Source organism: Caballeronia sp. LZ043 (assembly GCF_031451075.1).
Lineage (GTDB): Bacteria > Pseudomonadota > Gammaproteobacteria > Burkholderiales > Burkholderiaceae > Caballeronia.
Genome location: NZ_JARUXT010000001.1, coordinates 2,519,747 through 2,538,966, shown reverse-complemented (window position 1 = coordinate 2,538,966; position 19,220 = coordinate 2,519,747). Strand labels below are relative to the sequence as shown.

The window sequence follows — 19,220 nt, the reverse complement described above, 5'->3', positions numbered from 1 at the left end:
AAGGTCAACGCACGCGGGCGAGCAGAATCCCGGCGACGAGCGCAAGGCCGCCGACCAGCGCGATCGTCTGCCAGGGCTTTTCGTGGATGAATGCGTCGGCATCTTCGAGCGCGGCACCCGCGCGCTGACGCAGCACGGCGTGGGTATCGTTGAGGCGTGCACGGGCGCTGTCGAGCCGATCGCTGATCTGCGCGCGCAACGCGGCGGCATCGGCCGAAGTGCCCTCAGACAGCGCGCTTTCCAGTTCGCTCAGCAATGAGCGCAGTTCCGAGCCGATATCCTCGGCTGCTTCACGGCCATGCCGCGCCATGCGTCGAGCCCGGCGGCTGGTCGTGGTCCATGAATCTCCGATGGCGTCACGCGTGTTGGGCAGTGCGTTCATAGATCGCTCCGTCGATGGATGAGTCGTGGATAGCCCGCCCTTGAATCAGCGGGAAAAACCATGACTGAGCAAGTTCGGTGCCGGTGTTTCATAAACCGCTGACGGGACGCGTGGCCGCGCCCGACGAGACATGGTACATGCTCGCGACACGTAACATGTGCAAGCGATGCAATGCATCGAAGGTCACATTTACAAGCATTGCGCAAATGAAAACGCCGGCATGTGAAAACATGCCGGCGTTATCTTTGTTAATGCGCTTTCGCTTCGATCTTTTCAATCTCGCATACGCAGCAACACGCTTTTTAGAAGCGATAACCTACGCGCAAATACGTCACGATCGGATTGAGCGTGATTTTTGCCTGCGATTGCACATTGAGCGTACCCACCGGCGTTTGCGCGGCAGTGTTGAGCTTGGCGGTTGCCTTCAGCGGAATGAACGAAACCGAAAATCCGGCGAACCAGTGCTCCGTGAAGTTGTAGGTTGCGCCGACGTTAAAGACAGGCGCCCAAGAACTATCCGTGTCGACGCTGGTCGGACCATGCAGGACCGAGCCTTCGAACTGGTCATTGGTGATCTTGGCGTCGGTGAACCAGGTGCGCGTCACGCCAATGCCGACGAACGGACGGAACTTCGCTTGAGGAGCATTGAAGAAGTATTTGAAGAGCAGCGTCGGGCTCCACTGCTTCGCGCTGCCAAGCTTGCCGTAGCGCGAAAGCGTGCCGGTGCCTTCGAGGTCGAACGTGGGCGGGATGCCCATCTCGAGTTCAGCGGCGATGTGATCGGTTGCGAAGTAACCGAACGTGAAGCCGGCGGTATCAGCGCTTGAAATGCCGGCGCCCGTGCCGGGAACATCGATATTGACGGGAGATCCGCCTACACTTGTTTCTTTGAGCGGACCGCTGCTGTCTTGCGGGGCAAAATGAAACCAGCCTCCAGTGACATAGAAGGATCCGGCTGATTGCGCATGCGCCGCTGTGGACACACACGCCAATGCCGCGATCCCCGTGATGACCTGTTTTATTTTCAATTTGTGCTCCTCCGAAAAAGCACGCTCATTATGAACACAACATTTCAAAGTAACCATAGCGGTGCCGTAGAGCATTTTCCCTAGGGCACAGAGCGGCTTCGGAGCCTCGTTGCACGGCATTTGCATGGCTTTTGCACATGATGCCGGAATGGCTCCCAAGGACCCCTGCCGGGGTAACACAAACGCGACCAACGGAATATCCAGAATGGCACGGCTTGCACGACTCTACGTTCCCGAACAGCCGCAGCATGTCATCCTGCGTGGTCTCGACCAGCAGCCCGCCTTCGTTGATGACCAGGACTATGAGCTCTTCATCGACTGCCTGAGAACGGCTTCGCGTGATCATCACCTCTCCATTCACGCCTATGCATTGATGCCGCAGGCGGTGCATCTGCTGGTCACGCCGCGCGACGAATCCAGCTTGCCCAAGGCGATGCAGGCAGTCGGACGTCGTTACGTAGCGCACTTCAATCGACGTTACATGCGACGCGGCACACTCTGGGAAGGCCGCTACCGGGCGACCGTCATCGAGGGCGAGCGCTACTTCCTGCTCGCCACGCGCGTTGTCGAAATGGCGCCGGTGCGTGCGCAACTCGTCGCGGCGCCGCAGGACTACAAGTGGTCGAGCTTCCGTCATCACATCGGCCTTACGCTCGATGGACTGATCACCGACCATCCGTTGTTCTGGTCGCTCGGCAACACGCCTTTCGAACGTCAGCACGCCTACAAGGAACTGTGCGAGCAACCGCTCGACGAACGCGAAACCACGCGTCTCCTGCAAGCGACACTCAAAGGCTGGGTGCTCGGCAGCGATTCCTATCGGGAATGGGCCGCGCGGGCAGCCAATCGCCGGGTGTCGCCGCTGCCGCGCGGCCGGCCGCGCAAGGTTCGCGAGACTCCACAGGCCCAATAACGACCCGTCAATACAAAGCTGAAGGAAAAAACGAAACGGCGTCTCGGATTTCATCGGAACGCCGTTTTTCTTGGCGGTTTTTGAATGTGGCCCCAAATAAATGGGGCAACTTTGCACCATATCGATAATAGGTGCCAGACCATCACATTTTGTTTGCCATCTTTTTGATTCGTCGCGTATATTTCGATTTCCGGCGATTGCCGCGGTGCAGCGTGCCGCGCACGACCGTGCAGTGCGACCTGATTCGTTGAAACAAAACGGTCGCACAGCAACAAGAAAATGGTTCAACGGCCGCGTCAGTCGGCCCCTCACAGTAGAGACGGTGTCCCCATGAACGATCATCAGCAACCGGCAGTCGGTTCGCTTCCCGCCGCGCAGGGCATGTACGACCCTGCCAACGAGCATGACGCCTGCGGCGTCGGCTTCGTCGCCCACATCAAAGGGAAAAAGAGCCACGAGATCATTCAGCAGGGTCTCAAGATTCTCGAGAATCTGGACCACCGCGGCGCAGTGGGCGCCGATCCGCTGATGGGCGACGGCGCCGGCATCCTGATCCAGGTGCCGGACGGTTTCTATCGCGAGGAAATGGCCAAGCAGGGCGTGACGTTGCCGCCGGCGGGCGAATATGGCGTCGGCATGATCTTCCTGCCGAAGGAACACGCCTCGCGTCTCGCGTGCGAACAGGAACTCGAACGTACCGTGAAGGCAGAAGGCCAGGTGGTGCTCGGCTGGCGCGACGTCCCCGTCGACTCCACCATGCCCATCTCGCCCGCCGTCAAGGCCACCGAGCCGCTGATCCGCCAGATCTTCATCGGGCGCGGCAAGGACATCGTCGTGACGGACGCGCTCGAGCGCAAGCTGTACATCATCCGCAAGACCGCCAGCCACCGCATCCAGGCGCTCAAGCTCAAGCACGGCAAGGAATACTTCGTGCCGTCGGTGTCGTCGCGTACCGTGGTCTACAAGGGGCTGCTGCTCGCGGGCCAGGTCGGCGTGTATTACCGCGACCTGCAGGACGAGCGCGTCGTCTCGGCGCTGGCGCTCGTGCACCAGCGCTTCTCCACCAACACATTCCCGGCGTGGGAGCTCGCGCACCCGTATCGCATGATCGCGCACAACGGTGAAATCAACACCGTGAAGGGCAACGTCAACTGGCTGAACGCGCGCACCGGCGCGATCGCCTCGCACGTGCTCGGCGACGACCTGCCGAAGCTCTGGCCGCTGATCTACCCGGGCCAGTCGGACACGGCTTCGTTCGACAACTGTCTCGAACTGCTCGTGATGGCCGGCTACCCGCTCGTCCACGCGATGATGATGATGATCCCGGAAGCGTGGGAGCAGCACACGCTGATGGACGACAACCGCCGCGCGTTCTACGAATATCACGCCGCGATGATGGAGCCGTGGGACGGTCCCGCCGCGATCGCGTTCACCGACGGCCGTCAGATCGGCGCAACGCTGGACCGTAACGGCCTGCGTCCGGCGCGCTATCTCGTCACCGACGACGACCTCGTGATCCTCGCGTCGGAGTCGGGCGTGCTGCCTATTCCCGAGTCGAAGATCGTCCAGAAGTGGCGCCTGCAGCCGGGCAAGATGTTCCTGATCGACATGGAGCAGGGCCGCATCATCCAGGACAAGGAACTCAAGGACAACCTCGCGAACGCCAAGCCGTACAAGAGCTGGATCGAAGCCGTGCGCATCAAGCTCGACGAGATCGAGCCGAAGGCGGAAGACGTCGAGACGCAGCGCCGCGAAGCTGCCGTGCTGCTGGACCGCCAGCAGGCGTTCGGCTACACGCAGGAAGACCTCAAGTTCCTGATGGCGCCGATGGCGCAATCGGGCGAGGAAGCCATCGGCTCGATGGGCAACGACTCGCCGCTGGCAGTCATGTCCAACAAGAACAAGACGCTGTACAACTACTTCAAGCAGTTGTTCGCGCAAGTGACGAACCCGCCGATCGACCCGATCCGCGAGAACATGGTGATGTCGCTCGTTTCGTTCATCGGCCCGAAGCCGAACCTGCTCGACACGACCAACATCAACCCGACGATGCGCCTCGAAGTGTCGCAGCCCGTGCTCGACTTCAAGGACATCGCGAAGATCCGCGCCATCGACCAGTACACCGGCGGCAAATTCAGCTCGTACGAACTGAACATCTGCTATCCGGTTGCATGGGGCAAGGAAGGCATCGAGGCGCGCATCGCGTCGCTGTGCGCGGAAGCCGTGGACGCCGTCAAGTCGGGCTACAACATCCTGATCGTGTCGGATCGCCGCGCGGATCGTGACAATGTCGCGATCCCGGCGCTGCTCGCCACCTCGGCCATTCACTCGCATCTCGTTGCGCACGGTCTGCGCACGAGCACGGGTCTGGTCGTCGAAACCGGCTCGGCGCGCGAGACGCATCACTTCGCGCTGCTCGCGGGCTACGGCGCGGAAGCCGTGCACCCGTACCTCGCGCTGGAGACGCTCGCCAACATGGCCGAAGGCCTGAAGGGCGATCTCTCGGCCGAGAAGGTCATCTACAACTTCACGAAGGCGGTCGGCAAGGGCCTGCTCAAGGTCATGTCGAAGATGGGCATCTCGACGTACATGTCCTACACCGGCGCGCAGATCTTCGAAGGCGTGGGCCTGTCGGCGGATCTGGTCGAGAAGTACTTCAAGGGCACGGCGTCGAAGGTCGGCGGCATCGGCATCTTCGAAGTGGCCGAGGAAGCGATTCGCCTGCATCGCGATGCGTTCGGCGACAACCCGGTCCTCGCCAACATGCTCGACGCGGGCGGTGAGTACGCGTACCGCGTGCGCGGCGAAGAGCACATGTGGACGCCTGACGCCATCGCCAAGCTGCAGCACTCGGCGCGCAGCAACTCGTACCAGACGTACAAGGAATACGCGCACATCATCAACGACCAGACGAAGCGTCACATGACGTTCCGCGGTCTGTTCGAGTTCAAGGTCGACCCGGCCAAGGCGATTCCGCTCGAAGAAGTCGAATCGGCCAAGGACATCGTCAAGCGTTTCGCGACCGGCGCCATGTCGCTCGGCTCGATCAGCACGGAAGCGCACGCCACGCTGGCGGTCGCGATGAACCGTATCGGCGGCAAGTCGAACACCGGCGAAGGCGGCGAGGACGAAACGCGCTATCGCAACGAACTGCGCGGCATTCCGATCAAGAACGGCGACACGCTGCAATCGATCATCGGCAAGGAGGTCGTCACCGACATCCCGTTGAAGGAAGGCGATTCGCTGCGCTCGAAGATCAAGCAGGTGGCATCAGGCCGCTTTGGCGTGACGGCGGAGTATCTCGCGTCGGCGGACCAGATCCAGATCAAGATGGCGCAGGGCGCGAAGCCCGGCGAAGGCGGTCAGCTGCCGGGTCACAAGGTGTCGGATTACATCGGCAAGCTGCGTTACTCGGTGCCGGGCGTCGGGCTCATTTCGCCGCCGCCGCACCACGACATCTATTCGATCGAAGACCTGGCGCAGCTGATCCACGATCTGAAGAACGTGAACTCCGGTTCGAGCATTTCCGTCAAGCTGGTGTCCGAAGTGGGCGTCGGCACGGTGGCGGCCGGTGTCGCGAAGGCGAAGGCGGATCACGTCGTGATCGCGGGCCATGACGGCGGCACGGGCGCTTCGCCGCTGTCGTCGCTCAAGCATGCGGGCACGCCGTGGGAACTCGGTCTCGCCGAAACCCAGCAGACCCTGGTGCTGAACCGTCTGCGCGGCCGTATCCGCGTGCAGGCCGACGGCCAGATGAAGACCGGCCGCGACGTCGTGATCGGCGCGCTGCTCGGGGCGGACGAGTTTGGCTTCGCAACGGCGCCGCTCGTCGTCGAAGGCTGCATCATGATGCGCAAGTGCCATCTGAACACGTGCCCGGTCGGCGTCGCGACGCAGGACCCGGTGCTGCGCGCGAAGTTCTCCGGCCAGCCGGAACACGTCGTCAACTTCTTCTTCTTCGTGGCCGAGGAAGTGCGCGAAATCATGGCGCAGTTCGGCATCCGCAAGTTCGACGACCTGATCGGCCGCGCCGAGCTGCTCGACACGAAGAAGGGCGTCGAGCACTGGAAGGCGAAGGGTCTCGATTTCTCGCGCGTGTTCTATCAGGTGCCGGTGGAAGCCGATGTCGCGCGCAAGCATGTGGACGTGCAGGACCACGGTCTGGACAAGGCGCTCGATCACATCCTGATCGAGAAGTCGAAGGCCGCCATCGAGAAGGGCGAGCATGTGTCGTTCATCCAGCCGGTGCGCAACGTGAACCGTACGGTCGGCGCCATGCTGTCCGGCACGATCGCGAAGAAGCATGGCCACGACGGCCTGCCCGACGACTCCATCCACATCCAGCTGAAGGGCACGGCGGGTCAGAGCTTCGGCGCGTTCCTCGCGAAGGGCGTGACGCTGGATCTGGTCGGCGACGGCAACGACTACGTCGGCAAGGGCCTTTCGGGCGGGCGCATCATCATTCGCCCGACCAACGACTTCCGCGGCAAGTCCGAGGAAAACATCATCTGCGGCAACACGGTGATGTACGGCGCGATCGAAGGCGAAGCGTATTTCCGCGGCGTCGCGGGCGAGCGCTTCTGCGTGCGCAACTCGGGCGCGACGGCGGTCGTCGAGGGCACCGGCGACCACGGCTGCGAATACATGACCGGCGGCACGGTGGTCGTGCTCGGCGAGACCGGCCGCAACTTCGCGGCGGGCATGTCGGGCGGCATCGCCTTCGTGTACGACCCGGATGGCAGCTTCGCGGGCAAGTGCAACAAGTCGATGGTCGCGCTCGATCCGGTGCTGCAGCAGGCCGAACAGGAGCGCACGGTGGATCGCGCGCTGTGGCACGCCGGCAAGACCGACGAAGCGCTGCTCAAGGGGCTGATCGAGCGTCACTTCCAGTTCACCGGCTCGCCGCGCGCGAAGGCCTTGCTCGAAAACTGGGACGCGTCGCGCCGCCAGTTCGTCAAGGTCTTCCCGACGGAGTACAAGCGCGCGCTGGCTGAAATTGGCGCGAAGAAGTCGAAGGACGCCATCGCGGCTTGACGCCTCGTTCACACAGAAACAAGCGCGCTCTGCCGCAAAGACGTCGGAGCGCGTGATCCTCACCAAATACAGAGAAAGAAATGGGCAAGGCAACCGGTTTTCTCGAGTTCGAGCGCCAGCACGAGGCGTACGAAGCACCGCTGACCCGCGTCAAGCACTACAAGGAATTTGTTGCAGCGCTGACCGATGAAGACGCGAAGGTTCAGGGCGCGCGCTGCATGGACTGCGGCATTCCGTTCTGTAACAACGGCTGTCCGGTCAACAACATCATTCCGGACTTCAACGATCTGGTGTTCCAGCAGGACTGGAAGAGCGCGATCAACGTGCTGCATTCCACCAACAACTTCCCGGAGTTCACGGGCCGCATCTGCCCGGCGCCGTGCGAATCGGCGTGTACGCTGGGCATCAACGACGATCCGGTCGGCATCAAATCGATCGAGCACGCGATCATCGACAAGGCCTTCGCCGAAGGCTGGGTCGTGCCGCAGCCGCCGAAGCACAAGACGGGCAAGAAGGTTGCCGTGGTCGGTTCCGGTCCCGCGGGACTCGCTGCCGCGCAGCAGCTGGGACGCGCGGGACATGACGTCGTCGTGTTCGAGAAGAACGACCGCATCGGCGGCCTGCTGCGCTACGGCATTCCCGACTTCAAGCTGGAGAAGTGGCTGATCGACCGCCGCATGCGCCAGATGGAAGCGGAAGGCGTGTCGTTCCGCACCAATGTGTTCATCGGCAAGGAAGCGATGCCGGAATACATCGCCAACACGGCGAAGGAAACCATCACGCCGGACGAGCTGAAGGAACAGTTCGACGCCGTGGTGATCGCGGGCGGGTCGGAAACGCCGCGTGATCTGCCGGTGCCGGGCCGCGAGCTCCAGGGCATCTACTACGCGATGGAATTCCTGCCGCAGCAGAACAAGGTCAATGCCGGTGACAAGGTCCCGGACCAGCTGCTGGCCAAGGGCAAGCATGTGGTCGTGATCGGCGGCGGCGATACGGGTTCGGATTGTGTCGGCACGTCGAACCGGCATGGCGCGAAGGGCGTGACGCAGTTCGAACTGCTGGCGCAGCCGCCTGAAGAAGAGAACAAGCCGCTCGTGTGGCCGTACTGGCCGATCAAGCTGCGCACCTCTTCGTCGCATGAAGAGGGCTGCGAGCGTGACTGGTCGGTGGCGACGAAGCGCTTCGAGGGCAAGAACGGCAAGGTCGAGAAGCTGATTGCGGTGCGCGTCGAGTGGAAGGGCGGCAAGATGCAGGAAGTGCCGGGTTCGGAGTTCGAGATGAAGGCCGATCTCGTGCTGCTCGCGATGGGCTTTACGCAGCCGGTGTCGCCGGTGCTGGAAGCGTTCGGCGTCGAGAAGGATGCGCGCGGCAACGTGCGTGCTTCGACCGAAGGCGACAAAGCGTATTACACGTCGGTGGACAAGGTGTTCACGGCGGGCGATATGCGGCGCGGCCAGTCGCTGGTGGTGTGGGCGATTCGCGAGGGACGCCAGTGCGCGCGGTCGGTCGATGCGTTCCTGATGGGGAGCAGTGAGCTGCCGCGTTAAAGGGTCGTCTTGTCAGGCTTGAGAAAGGCGGATGGTCGAAAGGCTGTCCGCCTTTTTGGTTTTCAGGAGCGCAGGCGCTGTTGACTACTGCGCCAGATAGCAAAGAAAAAACCGCACCAGCAATCCCTCACCGATGCGGTCCTCGCGACCCACCCGAAACCGAAAACCGCCTCAAGCTTCCGCCATCGTCCTCTCGATCTCGATCTTGTAGTCATGGAACATCGCGACTGACTCACGATGTGCAACGCTCAGAATCGCCGCCTTCGGCAGCTTCTCCAGCACCGTGTTGTAGATATGCAGTTCGTTCTCCGCGTCGAGCGCGCTGGTCGCTTCATCGAGGAACAGGAAATCCGGCTTGTGCAGCAGCACGCGCGCCGCGGCCAGACGTTGCTGCTCGCCCGGCGACAGACTCCGCGCCCAATGCGCACTTTCCTCCAGCCGATCCACATACGACCCGAGATTGCAGAGACGCAGCGCCTCGCGGGTTTCTTCGTCGCTGAACGTGCCGCCCGGCGACGGGTACGCGAGCGCCGCCCGCAGCGTGCCGATCGGCAGATAGCTCACTTGCGGGATGAACATCATCTTCGCGTCGACGGGAGCGTCGATGGTGCCGTCGCCGAACGGCCACAGTCCCGCGAGCGCCCGCATCAGGGTGCTCTTGCCCGAGCCCGACGGTCCGACCACCAGCCAGCGCGAGCCCGGCTCCACCGACACGTTCGCCACCCGCGACAGCGGCGTGCCGTTCGGCAGCGCGAGCGTGAGATCCTTGGTCGTGAGCGACGGCGTGCTCGTGTAGTGCAGGTTAATGCCGCCGCGCGCGGTCGCCGGCGAGTTTTCCTCGCGGATGTGGGTGGAGCGCATCACGCGCTTGAATTCACGCAGACGATTCACCGTGGCGCGCCATTCGACCAAGGTCGAATAACTGTTGATGAACCAGGAAAACGAATCGCTGACCGTGCCGAACGCCGATGAAATCTGCATCAGCACGCCAAACGAGAACGCGCCCGCGAAGTAGCGCGGCGCCGCGACCATGATCGGAAAGATGATGGCGATCTGGCCATAGAAGCTCAGCACGAAGGTCATGCGCTTCGTGTACTTCATGATCAGCCACCAGTTGTCGCGAATGCGCTGGAAAATGGACTTGGCGGTCGCCGTTTCGGTCGTAATGCCGTCGTAGAAGGCAATCTGTTCGGCGTTCTCGCGCACGCGGATCAGCCCGAAGCGGAAGTCCGCTTCCACCTTCTGCTGCTGGTAGTTGATCGATACCAGCGGATGCCCGACCTTCTGGATGATCAGCGAGCCCAGGATCGCGTACAGCGCGGCGGCCCAGACCATGTAGCCCGGAATCGTGATCGGCGTGCCGCCGAGCGAGAAGGTCAGCGCGCCCGCGATGGTCCACAGGATCGTGATGAACGTGACCAGCGTGACGAGCGTCGAGAGCAGATCGAGCGAGAGCGAAAGCGTCGTGGTCGCGAAGGATTGCAGGTCGTCGCTGATACGCTGGTCAGGGTTGTCGGCGAGCCGGTCGCGTTCAATGCGATAGAAGGCCTTGTCGCCGAACCATTGTTCGAGATACTTGTTCGTCAGCCATTGGCGCCAGCGGAACGCCAGCATCTGCCGCAGATACCGTCCATAGACCGCGAGCAGGATGTAGGCGAATGCCAGGCCGGTGAAGATCAGCAGCAGGTGCGGGAAATCCTTGACGTTCTTGTTCTGCAGCGCGTTGTAGAAGTCCGCGTTCCAGCTGTTGAGCCGGACGTTGATCCACACGACCGTCATGTTGATCGCGATGATCGCCACGAGCAGGCCCCACGCGAAGCCGCGTTCCTCGGAAACCCAGTAGGGCTTGATGAGGCTCCACGCCGAGACTTCGTCGGCCTTTTGCTGAGTATTTTCGGTACGGGTGTCGATCATGAGCTTCCTGCCGATGCGCCCTTCGGGCGGCGGATTGTTGCGTGGTCGCGCGACGGGCGTGCTGCGCGGTGCGGCCGGCTGCGGCCTGCGGTGGTGTTCAGGGCAGCCAGTTTCGGGCCTGCAAATTGTTCCGAACTTGCCTTAACGCTCACTTAATTTCGCGCGCTCGCCGGCTGAACCGTGTTCGCGGCATTGTGCCAGAGTGCCGCCGCACAGGAAAAAAGCAGGGCGCAATCCCGGTTTGCAGCGCCTTTGCCTTTCATGTTCTAATGACCTTCGACGAAACAGGGGTGCTTTGCATGCATCGACGGCCGGAACCGGCCCTCACGCAGCGAGGCTGAGAGAGACCCTTTGCACCCGATCCGGGTAATACCGGCGAGGGAAGTTTCCGGAGAACGCGCGCCACCCGCGCCATTCCTCCAGTTTCTTCCGCACCTTGTTCTTTCCGTCCGGCGCGCATCCGCAGCCGGGCCGGTCTCTCCGCCCATGTCGTCCTTGTGATGTGCCGCAGCGCCTGCACGGACGGATCGGGCCAATTCTGCCTTCCTCCTTTCTGACGCAGCGTGAGGCATGAGCCTCGTGCGCACGCTTTATGTGCCCGCGCCGGCCGATAGGAGACATCGAATTGAACAGCATCCATCAGACCGCCGACCCCCAGGCGGATTTCGCCGTGATCGGCGGCGGGCTCGTCGGCCGGCTCGTGGCCTGGCAGCTGGCAGGCGCGGGGCATCGAGTGAGTCTTTTCGAGCGCGGCGACGCGCTCGGCTCGCAGTCAGCCGCCTGGGTTGCCGCCGCGATGCTGGCGCCGCTCGCCGAAGCCGCCAGCGCGGAACCGCTTGTGGTCGGGCTCGGCGCGGCATCGCTCGAACGCTGGCCGGGGCTCATCGCGCAATTGCCCGAGCCGGTCTTTTTCCAGCGCAACGGCACGCTTGTCGTCTGGCATGGCGCGGATCGCGCCGAGGCGCCCTTGCTCGAACGCCGGCTGCGCGCCAATTCTCCGGCCGGCCTGCTCGATGGCGGCTTCGTCAAGCTCGCCGGCACCCAGGTCGCGCAGGCGGAACCGGCGCTCGGCACGCGTTTCGCGCAAGGCTGGCTGCTGCCGAACGAAGGACAGCTCGACAACCGCCAGGCGCTCGCCGCATTGGCCGCGGGACTCGCCGCGCGCGGCGTGCGCACGCACTGGAACACGACGGTCGAGGCCATGCCCGACGCGCGCTGGATCATCGATTGCCGCGGCCTCGGCGGCAAGCCCGCCTGGCCCGCGCTGCGCGGAATTCGCGGCGAGGTGGCGCGAGTGCACGCGCCGGGCATCGGGCTGTCGCGGCCGGTGCGGCTGCTGCATCCGCGCTATCCGCTCTATATCGCGCCGAAGCAGGACGATCTCTACGTGATCGGCGCGACGGAAATCGAAGGCGAGGACATGTCGCCGGTGAGCGTGCGGTCCGCGCTCGAACTGCTGAGCGCCGCGTTCGCCGTGCATCCGGGTTTCGGCGAGGCGCGCATTCTCGAGCTCAACGCCCACTGCCGGCCGACCTTGCCGGATCACCGGCCCGCCATCGTCTGGGACGGGGCACGGACGGTGCGCGTGAACGGGCTGTATCGGCATGGCTTCATGATTGCGCCCGAAGTCGCGGACGCCGCGTGCCGGCTGGCGGAAGCGCTCATCGCCGGCAATGTGGCCAGCCACGCGAGCTTCGATGAACATCGCCGCGCCGCCCGCTGGCCGGAACTGCTGCATGGCGCGGCCGACACCGTTGCGACACCGGCGCCGGCGCTGTCGCACTAGACAAGAGACAAAGCCATGAACATCCACATCAATCAGCGCGCCTTCGAGCTGCCCGACGCCGCCACCGTCAACGAGGCGCTCGCCGCCTTCGGCGCGACACCGCCGTTCGCCGTCGCGCTCAACGGCCAGTTCGTCGCGCGCGGCGAGCACGCCATCCGTACGCTTTCCGCCGGCGACCGGCTCGACGTCGTGTCGCCCGTCGCGGGCGGCTAGGTCGCATGACGCATTCCGAAGAATCGAAGGATCCCATCATGACCACACAGACCGCCGACGTGCTCACGCTCTACGGCCAGTCGTTCCCGAGCCGGCTCTTGCTCGGCACGTCGCGTTATCCGTCGCTGCAATCGCTGTCGGACGCCATCGACGCCGCGCGTCCCGGCATGGTGACGGTTGCGCTGCGGCGCCAGTCCGAGACTGGCGAGGCCGGCTTCTTCGACGTGCTCAAGCGTCACGGCGTCGCGCTGCTGCCGAACACGGCGGGCTGCCAGAGCGTCGACGAGGTGCTGACCACGGCCTGCATGGCCCGCGAAGTGTTCGAGACGCCCTGGATCAAGCTCGAACTGATCGGCGACGACTACACCTTGCAGCCCGATCCGATCGGTCTGGTCGAGGCGGCGTCGAAGCTGATCCGCGATGGCTTCAAGGTGCTGCCCTATTGCACGGAAGACCTCGTGATCGGCCGGCGCCTGCTCGACGTGGGCTGCGAAGCGCTGATGCCATGGGGCGCGCCGATCGGCACCGGTCGCGGCGTGACCAATCCGTACGGGCTGCGCACGCTGCGCGAGCGTTTGCCGGACGTGCCGCTGATCGTCGATGCCGGGCTCGGCGTGCCGTCGCACGCCAGTCAGGTGATGGAATGGGGCTTCGACGGCGTGCTGCTCAACACGGCGGTGTCGCAGGCGACCTTTCCGCCGCAGATGGCGCGGGCGTTCGCGCTGGGCGTCGAGGCGGGACGCACCGCGTTTCTCGCCGGACCGATGGCCGAGCGCGACAGCGCGCAGGCGAGCACGCCGGTGGTCGGCATGCCGTTCTGGCATCAGGAAGGAGGCGCGGCATGAGCTTGCTGAATCGTGAAGTGTTCTGGCCGCCGGCGGACGAGCTGATCGAGGTCGCGGAACGGATCCGCGCCCGGCTGGGCGACTGGCCCGTTGCGGAAACGCGCTGGCGCATTTGCCTGACCGCGCCCGAAACGCCGCAGGCGAACGACCTGATCGTGTTCTCCGAGGCGCACGACGCCGACGCCGGGCGCCTGACGGAGCAGGGCGCGGCCGTGCTCGAAGCCCATGAGGAGCGCGTGGTGCTGCATCGGGGCGACGAGCGTTTCGCACTGGAAGGCGCACGCAGCGACGACTGGCTCGCGGCGCTCGCCGCGTTCCTTGATTGCAACTTCGAGCCGCACGACGCGCTGGTGCTCGCGCTTGCGTGGCGTGCCGGCGACGAGGCGCGCGACGACGCATGGCCCGTCGATTTCGCGACCTTCCCGCGCGTCGCGGACTTGCCGCCCGCACCGGAAGGCGGCTTCGCGCCGTGTCCGGACCGGCTCGGGCTGTATCCGGTGCTGCCGGATGCCACCTGGGTGGAACGGGTCCTCGATCTCGGCGTGCGCACGGCGCAGCTGCGCCGCAAGTCGACCGCCTCCGACACGCCCGCCGTTTTGCGCGAGCAAATTTCGCTTTCGGTCGAAGCGGGGCGCAGGCACGGCGCGCAGCTGTTCATCAACGATCACTGGCGCGAGGCGATCGCGGCGGGCGCCTATGGCGTGCATCTCGGCCAGGAAGACGTGCAGACGGCGGATCTGAACGCGATCGCGCGGGCCGGCGTGCGGCTCGGCCTGTCCACGCACGGCTATTACGAGATGCTGCGCGCGCTGCATTTCCGGCCGAGCTACCTGGCTCTCGGCGCCGTGTTCCCGACCACGACCAAGGTCATGCCGACCAAACCGCAGGGCCTGGCGCGGCTCGCGCGCTACGTGCAGTTGCTGTCGGGCCGCGTGCCGCTGGTGGCGATCGGCGGAATCGATGCCCAGGCGATGCCCGGCGTGCTCGCGACGGGCGTCGGCAGCGGCGCGGTAGTGCGTGCCGTCACCGAGGCGCCGGACACCGCCGTAGCGGTTTCGACATTGCAACAAATGTTTGCTGGTCAACCGTGAAAACTCTCAAAAAGGCGGAGGCACGGCCCTAGGCAAAGCACCGATTGCGCGCAGGCCCTATAATTCGGCCTCTTGCGTCAACGGAATCTCTTACCCAGTGCCTGCTTCTTCCGAGACTCTGCTGGAGCTGCGCGACGTCGATTTCGGCTACGGCGACCGGCTCGTTCTATCCAACCTGAACATGCGTTTCACGCGTGGGCAGGTGGTCGCCGTCATGGGCGGCTCCGGCTGCGGCAAGACCACTACCTTGCGTCTGATCGGCGGCCTCGTGAAGGCGAGCCGCGGCCAGGTGATGTTCGGCGGCCAGGACGTCGGCGCGCAGACGCGCGAAGGCCTGTACGCACTGCGCCGCAAGATGGGCATGCTGTTCCAGTTCGGCGCGCTGTTCACGGACCAGACCGTGTTCGAAAACGTCGCGTTTGCACTGCGCGAACACACCGATCTTCCGGAAGATCTGATCCGCGACCTCGTGCTGATGAAGCTGAACGCGGTCGGCCTGCGCGGCGCGCGCGACCTCGCGCCGTCGGAGATTTCCGGCGGCATGGCGCGGCGCGTGGCGCTGGCGCGCGCCATTGCCCTGGATCCGCAACTGATGATGTACGACGAGCCCTTCGCCGGCCTCGATCCCATCTCGCTCGGCATCACGGCGCAGCTCATCCGCACGCTCAACGACGCCCTCGGCGCCACATCCATTCTGGTCACGCACGACGTGCCCGAATCCTTCGCCATCGCCGACTACGTGTATTTCATCGCGAACGGCGGCATTCACGCCGAAGGCACGCCGGCGCAACTGCGGGCCTCGGAAGACCCGACCGTGCGCCAGTTCATCGACGGCACGCCGGACGGCCCGTTCAAGTTCCACTACGCGAGCACTCCGCTTGCTGAGGATTTCGGCATCGGAGGGCGCGCATGATCAGCGCAATCGGACGCTGGGTGCTGGACGGCTTCGGCACCGCGGGCTACGCCACGCGCATGTTCGCGCGGCTCGTGCTCGAATTCTTCCCGCTGCTGCGCCGTCCGCGGCTCGTCACGAAACAGATTCACTTCGTCGGCAACTATTCGCTCGTCATCATCGCGGTGTCGGGCCTGTTCGTCGGTTTCGTGCTCGGCTTGCAGGGCTATTACACGCTGAGCCGCTACGGTTCCGAACAGGCGCTCGGCCTGCTGGTCGCGCTGTCGCTGGTGCGCGAACTCGGCCCGGTCGTCACCGCGCTGCTGTTCGCCGGGCGCGCGGGCACGTCGCTGACGGCGGAAATCGGCTTGATGAAGGCCGGCGAACAACTCACGGCCATGGAAATGATGGCCGTCGACCCGCTGAGGGTCGTCGTGGCGCCGCGCCTGTGGGCGGGCATCATCGCCATGCCGGTGCTGGCGGCCATCTTCAGCGCGGTGGGCATTCTCGGCGGCTATGTGGTCGGGGTGATGCTGATCGGCGTGGATCCGGGCGCGTTCTGGTCGCAGATGCAAAGCGGCGTGGATGTCTGGCGCGACGTCGGCAACGGCGTCCTCAAGAGCGTGGTGTTCGGTTTCGCGGTGACGTTCATCGCGCTGTTCCAGGGCTACGAAGCGAGGCCGACGCCGGAAGGCGTGTCGCGCGCGACGACGAAAACCGTCGTGTACGCGTCGCTGGCCGTGCTCGGGCTCGATTTCCTGCTGACCGCGCTGATGTTCAGCTAGAACCCGGTGCCAGGTGCCGGATCCGGCGCGGGCGTTGTGAAGGCCACAGACCGTCACGCGCCATCTGCGAAAAGATTCTCTTTGGGAAGACGATGAAAAAGACTGCTCTCGACTTTTGGGTCGGCCTGTTCGTGGTGCTCGGTTTCGTGGCGCTGCTGTTTCTCGCGCTGAAGGCGGGCAACATGAGTTCCCTGTCGTTCCAGCAAACCTATGCGGTGAAGCTCAAGTTCGACAACATCGGCGGACTGAAGCCGCGCGCGCCGGTCAAGAGCGCGGGCGTGACCGTGGGACGGGTCGGCAGCATCGGCTTCGACCAGAACACGTACCAGGCCGTGGTCACCATCGACATCGACAAGCAGTACCAGTTTCCGAAGGACTCGTCGGCGAAGATCCTGACCTCGGGCCTGCTCGGCGAGCAGTACATCGGCCTCGATCCCGGCGGCGACGACCAGATGCTCAAGAACGGCGACACCATCACGATGACGCAGTCCGCCGTGGTGCTCGAAAACCTGATCGGCCAGTTCCTCTATAACAAGGCGGCGGATTCCGGCGCATCGAAGGCGCCGGCTGCACCGGCTCCCGCTGCACCGGCCTTCCCGGGCGCGGCGAGCGCAATGGGGGCTTCTGGGGCTTCGGCTGCGTCGCCTGCATCGGGCGCGGCTCAATAAGGAGAAGAACATGCAGGCCATGGGGATGCGGTGCGCGGCGATGATCGTGTGCGCAGCGGCACTCGGCGGGTGTGCCACCGTGACGACGCCCAGCAAGGGCGATCCGTTTGAGAGCTACAACCGCACGATGTTCACGATCAACGACACGGTGGACCGCTACGCGCTGAAGCCGGTGGCGAAGGGCTACGTGTGGGCGGTGCCGGAGCCGGTGCGCAACAGCGTGACCAACTTCTTCTCGAACATCGGCGACGTGTACATCGCCGCGAACAATCTCATGCAGTTGAAGATCGCGGACGGCGTGTCGGACATCATGCGCGTCGCGATCAACACGGTGTTCGGCGTCGGCGGCCTGTTCGACGTCGCAACGCTCGCGAAGCTGCCGAAGCACGTGGGCGATTTCGGCCTGACCATGGGCCATTACGGCGTGCCGCCGGGGCCGTATGTCGTGCTGCCGCTGCTCGGCCCGAGCACCGTGCGCGATTCCGCCGGCCTGGTGGTCGACTATTTCGGCAATCCGCTGACCTACGTCAGCCCGGATTCGGTGAGCTGGGCGCTGTACGGCGTGAACCTCATCAACACGCGGGCGAATTTGCTGGACGTCTCCGACCTGCTGGCCGACGCCGCCCTCGACAAATACACGTTCGTGCGCAACACGTACCTGCAGCGCCGCCAGTTCCTGATCACCGGGGGCGGCAGCAGCATGTCCGACTATGAAACGCCGCCGCCGAATTATTCCGACAGCGAAGGCGCGGCCGCTGCGACCGGGGCATCGGAAACGGCAGCACCCGCCGAGCCCGCGTCGGCAGCATCATCGGCAGCCGAGGGCGCCGCGCCGGCATCAGGCACGGCGGCTGCACCTGCTCCGGCGAGCGACGTCAACGGCACCGTGCCCGGCAACCAGTACGTACCGCCGCGCGCGCCGCCCGGGTTCCCTTCGTTCCGCCTGCGTTGAGCGGTGGTTAGCTAACGCGCGGTAACATAGCTGACGTCATTTCTTACGATTTGGAGCGTGTCTCGCCTGAACTCGATTCAGGCAGCACGCTCAAACTGAAGCCTCTATCTCTGCAGGGTTTGCGATGAAAAAACTATTGCTTCTTCCCCTTTTCGCCATGTTGGTGGCTTTCTGCGGTTCGGCGTCGGCGCAGTCGGTGGATGCGAATTCGCCGGAACAGCTGATCAAGACCGTGACCACGCAAGTACTCGATCAACTCAAGTCCGACAAGCAGATCCAGTCGGGCAACATCAACGAGATCACCAAGCTCGTCAACGAAAAGATCCTGCCTTATACGGATTTCACGCGCACCACGCGTCTCGTGATGGGCCGCAACTGGAACACGGCCACGCCCGAACAGCAGAAGCAGATCGTCGAGCAGTTCAAGATGCTGCTGATCCGCACCTACGCGGGCGCGCTGGCGCAAGTGCGTAACCAGACCATCCAGTACAAGCCGTTCCGCGCGTCGCCGGAAGATAACGATGTCGTGGTCCGCTCGGTCGTGATGAACAACGGTTCGCCGGTCGAACTGGATTACCGCCTGTACAAGACCCCGCAAGGCTGGCGCGTGTACGACATCAACGTGCTCGGCGCGTGGCTGATCCAGGCGTATCAGCAGCAGTTCAACGAGCAGATCCAGCAGCATGGCGTGAGCGGCCTCCTGCAGTTCCTCACGCAGCGCAATCAGCAGCTCGCGAGCGGCAAGGCATCGTGAGTACGCCGGCCACGGGCGGCCGTTTTCAGACGGCCGCGTCGCTGACGCATGAGAGCGCGAAGGCCGCGCTCGAAGCCGGCCTGTCGCGCATCGCGGCGGGCGCGAGCGAGGTGGATTGCGCACCGCTCACGCAGTTCGATTCCTCCGCGCTCGCCGTGCTGCTCGCATGGCAGCGCGCCGCGTCGGCGCGTGGCGCCGCGCTCGGCGTCTTCAATCTTCCCTCCGGGCTCGAGAGTCTTGCGCGAGCCTATGGCGTCGATACGCTTCTCTCCTTCCGACATTGATCCAGCACTGAACTCGCAGCGGCCCAGGTGGCCGCTGCGTTCACGCCAGCAGGATCGCCGCAAGGTCGGCCCAGGCCGCTTTGCCCTATAATCAAACGTTTTTTCGGGCGTTGCCCCGGCCCTCTTTATGCG

16 protein-coding genes and 1 riboswitch are annotated in these 19,220 nt (G+C 64.2%); of the genes, 13 read left to right on the top strand and 3 right to left on the bottom strand.

All coding sequences use genetic code 11. From position 1 onward, the window contains the following. Positions 1 to 4: 4 nt before the first annotated feature. Complete coding sequence (locus QCE64_RS11525; RefSeq protein WP_309810280.1) at positions 5 to 382, bottom strand: DUF883 family protein; 378 nt, start codon at positions 380 to 382, stop codon at positions 5 to 7. A gap of 302 nt (positions 383 to 684) precedes the next feature. Further along, a complete protein-coding gene (locus QCE64_RS11520; protein WP_309811703.1) occupies positions 685 to 1,410 on the bottom strand; it encodes an OmpW family outer membrane protein in 726 nt (241 codons plus the stop codon). Positions 1,411 to 1,615: 205 nt separating this feature from the next. On the opposite strand from QCE64_RS11520, the gene QCE64_RS11515 reads away from it, so the two are divergent. The 3 genes from QCE64_RS11515 (at position 1,616) to QCE64_RS11505 (ending at position 8,904) form a co-directional block, all read left to right on the top strand. Then, entirely contained in the window at positions 1,616 to 2,323 is a 708-nt protein-coding gene (locus QCE64_RS11515) for a transposase (RefSeq protein ID WP_309810277.1), read from the top strand. Between the two features lie 330 nt (positions 2,324 to 2,653). Continuing rightward, entirely contained in the window at positions 2,654 to 7,357 is a 4,704-nt protein-coding gene (locus QCE64_RS11510) for a glutamate synthase-related protein (RefSeq protein ID WP_309918789.1), read from the top strand. Positions 7,358 to 7,437: 80 nt separating this feature from the next. Next, positions 7,438 to 8,904: a glutamate synthase subunit beta gene (locus tag QCE64_RS11505; protein ID WP_309918786.1), complete on the top strand. Its 1,467-nt coding sequence runs from the start codon at positions 7,438 to 7,440 to the stop codon at positions 8,902 to 8,904. 171 nt (positions 8,905 to 9,075) lie between these two features. Here the strand turns inward: QCE64_RS11505 and QCE64_RS11500 are convergent, their stop codons facing one another. After that, the gene (locus tag QCE64_RS11500; protein ID WP_310003850.1) at positions 9,076 to 10,818 is read right to left on the bottom strand and encodes an ABC transporter ATP-binding protein/permease; all 1,743 of its coding nucleotides are present in this window, start codon (positions 10,816 to 10,818) and stop codon (positions 9,076 to 9,078) included. A 276-nt stretch (positions 10,819 to 11,094) separates the two neighbouring features. Continuing rightward, positions 11,095 to 11,219: riboswitch (TPP riboswitch) on the top strand. A gap of 224 nt (positions 11,220 to 11,443) precedes the next feature. Between QCE64_RS11500 and QCE64_RS11495 the strand changes: the two genes are divergently transcribed. The 10 genes from QCE64_RS11495 to QCE64_RS11450 all read left to right on the top strand — a co-directional run bounded on the left by QCE64_RS11495 (position 11,444) and on the right by QCE64_RS11450 (position 19,088). Beyond that, complete coding sequence (locus QCE64_RS11495) at positions 11,444 to 12,604, top strand: FAD-dependent oxidoreductase (RefSeq protein ID WP_309918779.1); 1,161 nt, start codon at positions 11,444 to 11,446, stop codon at positions 12,602 to 12,604. Positions 12,605 to 12,619: 15 nt separating this feature from the next. Then, positions 12,620 to 12,817 carry a sulfur carrier protein ThiS gene (thiS, locus tag QCE64_RS11490; protein ID WP_310003848.1) on the top strand — a complete coding sequence of 66 codons (198 nt, stop codon included), beginning with the start codon at positions 12,620 to 12,622 and terminating at the stop codon, positions 12,815 to 12,817. A 38-nt stretch (positions 12,818 to 12,855) separates the two neighbouring features. Then, the gene (locus QCE64_RS11485) at positions 12,856 to 13,662 is read left to right on the top strand and encodes a thiazole synthase (protein WP_309918773.1); all 807 of its coding nucleotides are present in this window, start codon (positions 12,856 to 12,858) and stop codon (positions 13,660 to 13,662) included. Then, positions 13,659 to 14,753, top strand: a complete 1,095-nt coding sequence (thiE, locus tag QCE64_RS11480; RefSeq protein ID WP_310003846.1) for a thiamine phosphate synthase — start codon at positions 13,659 to 13,661, stop codon at positions 14,751 to 14,753. Before QCE64_RS11485 ends, thiE begins: the two co-directional genes overlap by 4 nt. 97 nt (positions 14,754 to 14,850) lie before the next feature. Continuing rightward, positions 14,851 to 15,666 (top strand): ABC transporter ATP-binding protein, encoded by an 816-nt coding sequence (locus tag QCE64_RS11475; protein ID WP_309918766.1) that lies wholly within the window; start codon positions 14,851 to 14,853, stop codon positions 15,664 to 15,666. Further along, positions 15,663 to 16,430 carry a lipid asymmetry maintenance ABC transporter permease subunit MlaE gene (gene mlaE, locus QCE64_RS11470; RefSeq protein ID WP_309918763.1) on the top strand — a complete coding sequence of 256 codons (768 nt, stop codon included), beginning with the start codon at positions 15,663 to 15,665 and terminating at the stop codon, positions 16,428 to 16,430. The genes QCE64_RS11475 and mlaE overlap by 4 nt, the downstream gene beginning before the upstream one ends. Positions 16,431 to 16,522: 92 nt before the next feature. Further along, positions 16,523 to 17,098: an outer membrane lipid asymmetry maintenance protein MlaD gene (gene mlaD, locus QCE64_RS11465; RefSeq protein ID WP_309918760.1), complete on the top strand. Its 576-nt coding sequence runs from the start codon at positions 16,523 to 16,525 to the stop codon at positions 17,096 to 17,098. Positions 17,099 to 17,108: 10 nt separating this feature from the next. Continuing rightward, positions 17,109 to 18,050, top strand: a complete 942-nt coding sequence (locus QCE64_RS11460; RefSeq protein ID WP_309918757.1) for a VacJ family lipoprotein — start codon at positions 17,109 to 17,111, stop codon at positions 18,048 to 18,050. A 124-nt stretch (positions 18,051 to 18,174) separates the two neighbouring features. Further along, complete coding sequence (locus QCE64_RS11455; RefSeq protein WP_310003843.1) at positions 18,175 to 18,804, top strand: ABC transporter substrate-binding protein; 630 nt, start codon at positions 18,175 to 18,177, stop codon at positions 18,802 to 18,804. After that, complete coding sequence (locus tag QCE64_RS11450; protein WP_309810234.1) at positions 18,801 to 19,088, top strand: STAS domain-containing protein; 288 nt, start codon at positions 18,801 to 18,803, stop codon at positions 19,086 to 19,088. Before QCE64_RS11455 ends, QCE64_RS11450 begins: the two co-directional genes overlap by 4 nt. Positions 19,089 to 19,220: the final 132 nt, after the last annotated feature.

Excerpts from the sequence above, each read along its gene's own strand:
- QCE64_RS11510 (WP_309918789.1), top strand. The coding sequence starts at position 2,654 with ATGAACGATCATCAGCAACCGGCAGTCGGTTCGCTTCCCGCCGCGCAG.
- QCE64_RS11500 (WP_310003850.1), bottom strand. The coding sequence starts at position 10,818 with ATGATCGACACCCGTACCGAAAATACTCAGCAAAAGGCCGACGAAGTC.
- QCE64_RS11515 (WP_309810277.1), top strand. The coding sequence starts at position 1,616 with ATGGCACGGCTTGCACGACTCTACGTTCCCGAACAGCCGCAGCATGTC.
- QCE64_RS11455 (WP_310003843.1), top strand. The coding sequence starts at position 18,175 with ATGAAAAAACTATTGCTTCTTCCCCTTTTCGCCATGTTGGTGGCTTTC.
- QCE64_RS11485 (WP_309918773.1), top strand. The coding sequence starts at position 12,856 with ATGACCACACAGACCGCCGACGTGCTCACGCTCTACGGCCAGTCGTTC.
- mlaE (WP_309918763.1), top strand. The coding sequence starts at position 15,663 with ATGATCAGCGCAATCGGACGCTGGGTGCTGGACGGCTTCGGCACCGCG.
- thiE (WP_310003846.1), top strand. The coding sequence starts at position 13,659 with ATGAGCTTGCTGAATCGTGAAGTGTTCTGGCCGCCGGCGGACGAGCTG.
- QCE64_RS11505 (WP_309918786.1), top strand. The coding sequence starts at position 7,438 with ATGGGCAAGGCAACCGGTTTTCTCGAGTTCGAGCGCCAGCACGAGGCG.
- thiS (WP_310003848.1), top strand. The coding sequence starts at position 12,620 with ATGAACATCCACATCAATCAGCGCGCCTTCGAGCTGCCCGACGCCGCC.
- QCE64_RS11460 (WP_309918757.1), top strand. The coding sequence starts at position 17,109 with ATGCAGGCCATGGGGATGCGGTGCGCGGCGATGATCGTGTGCGCAGCG.
- QCE64_RS11525 (WP_309810280.1), bottom strand. The coding sequence starts at position 382 with ATGAACGCACTGCCCAACACGCGTGACGCCATCGGAGATTCATGGACC.
- mlaD (WP_309918760.1), top strand. The coding sequence starts at position 16,523 with ATGAAAAAGACTGCTCTCGACTTTTGGGTCGGCCTGTTCGTGGTGCTC.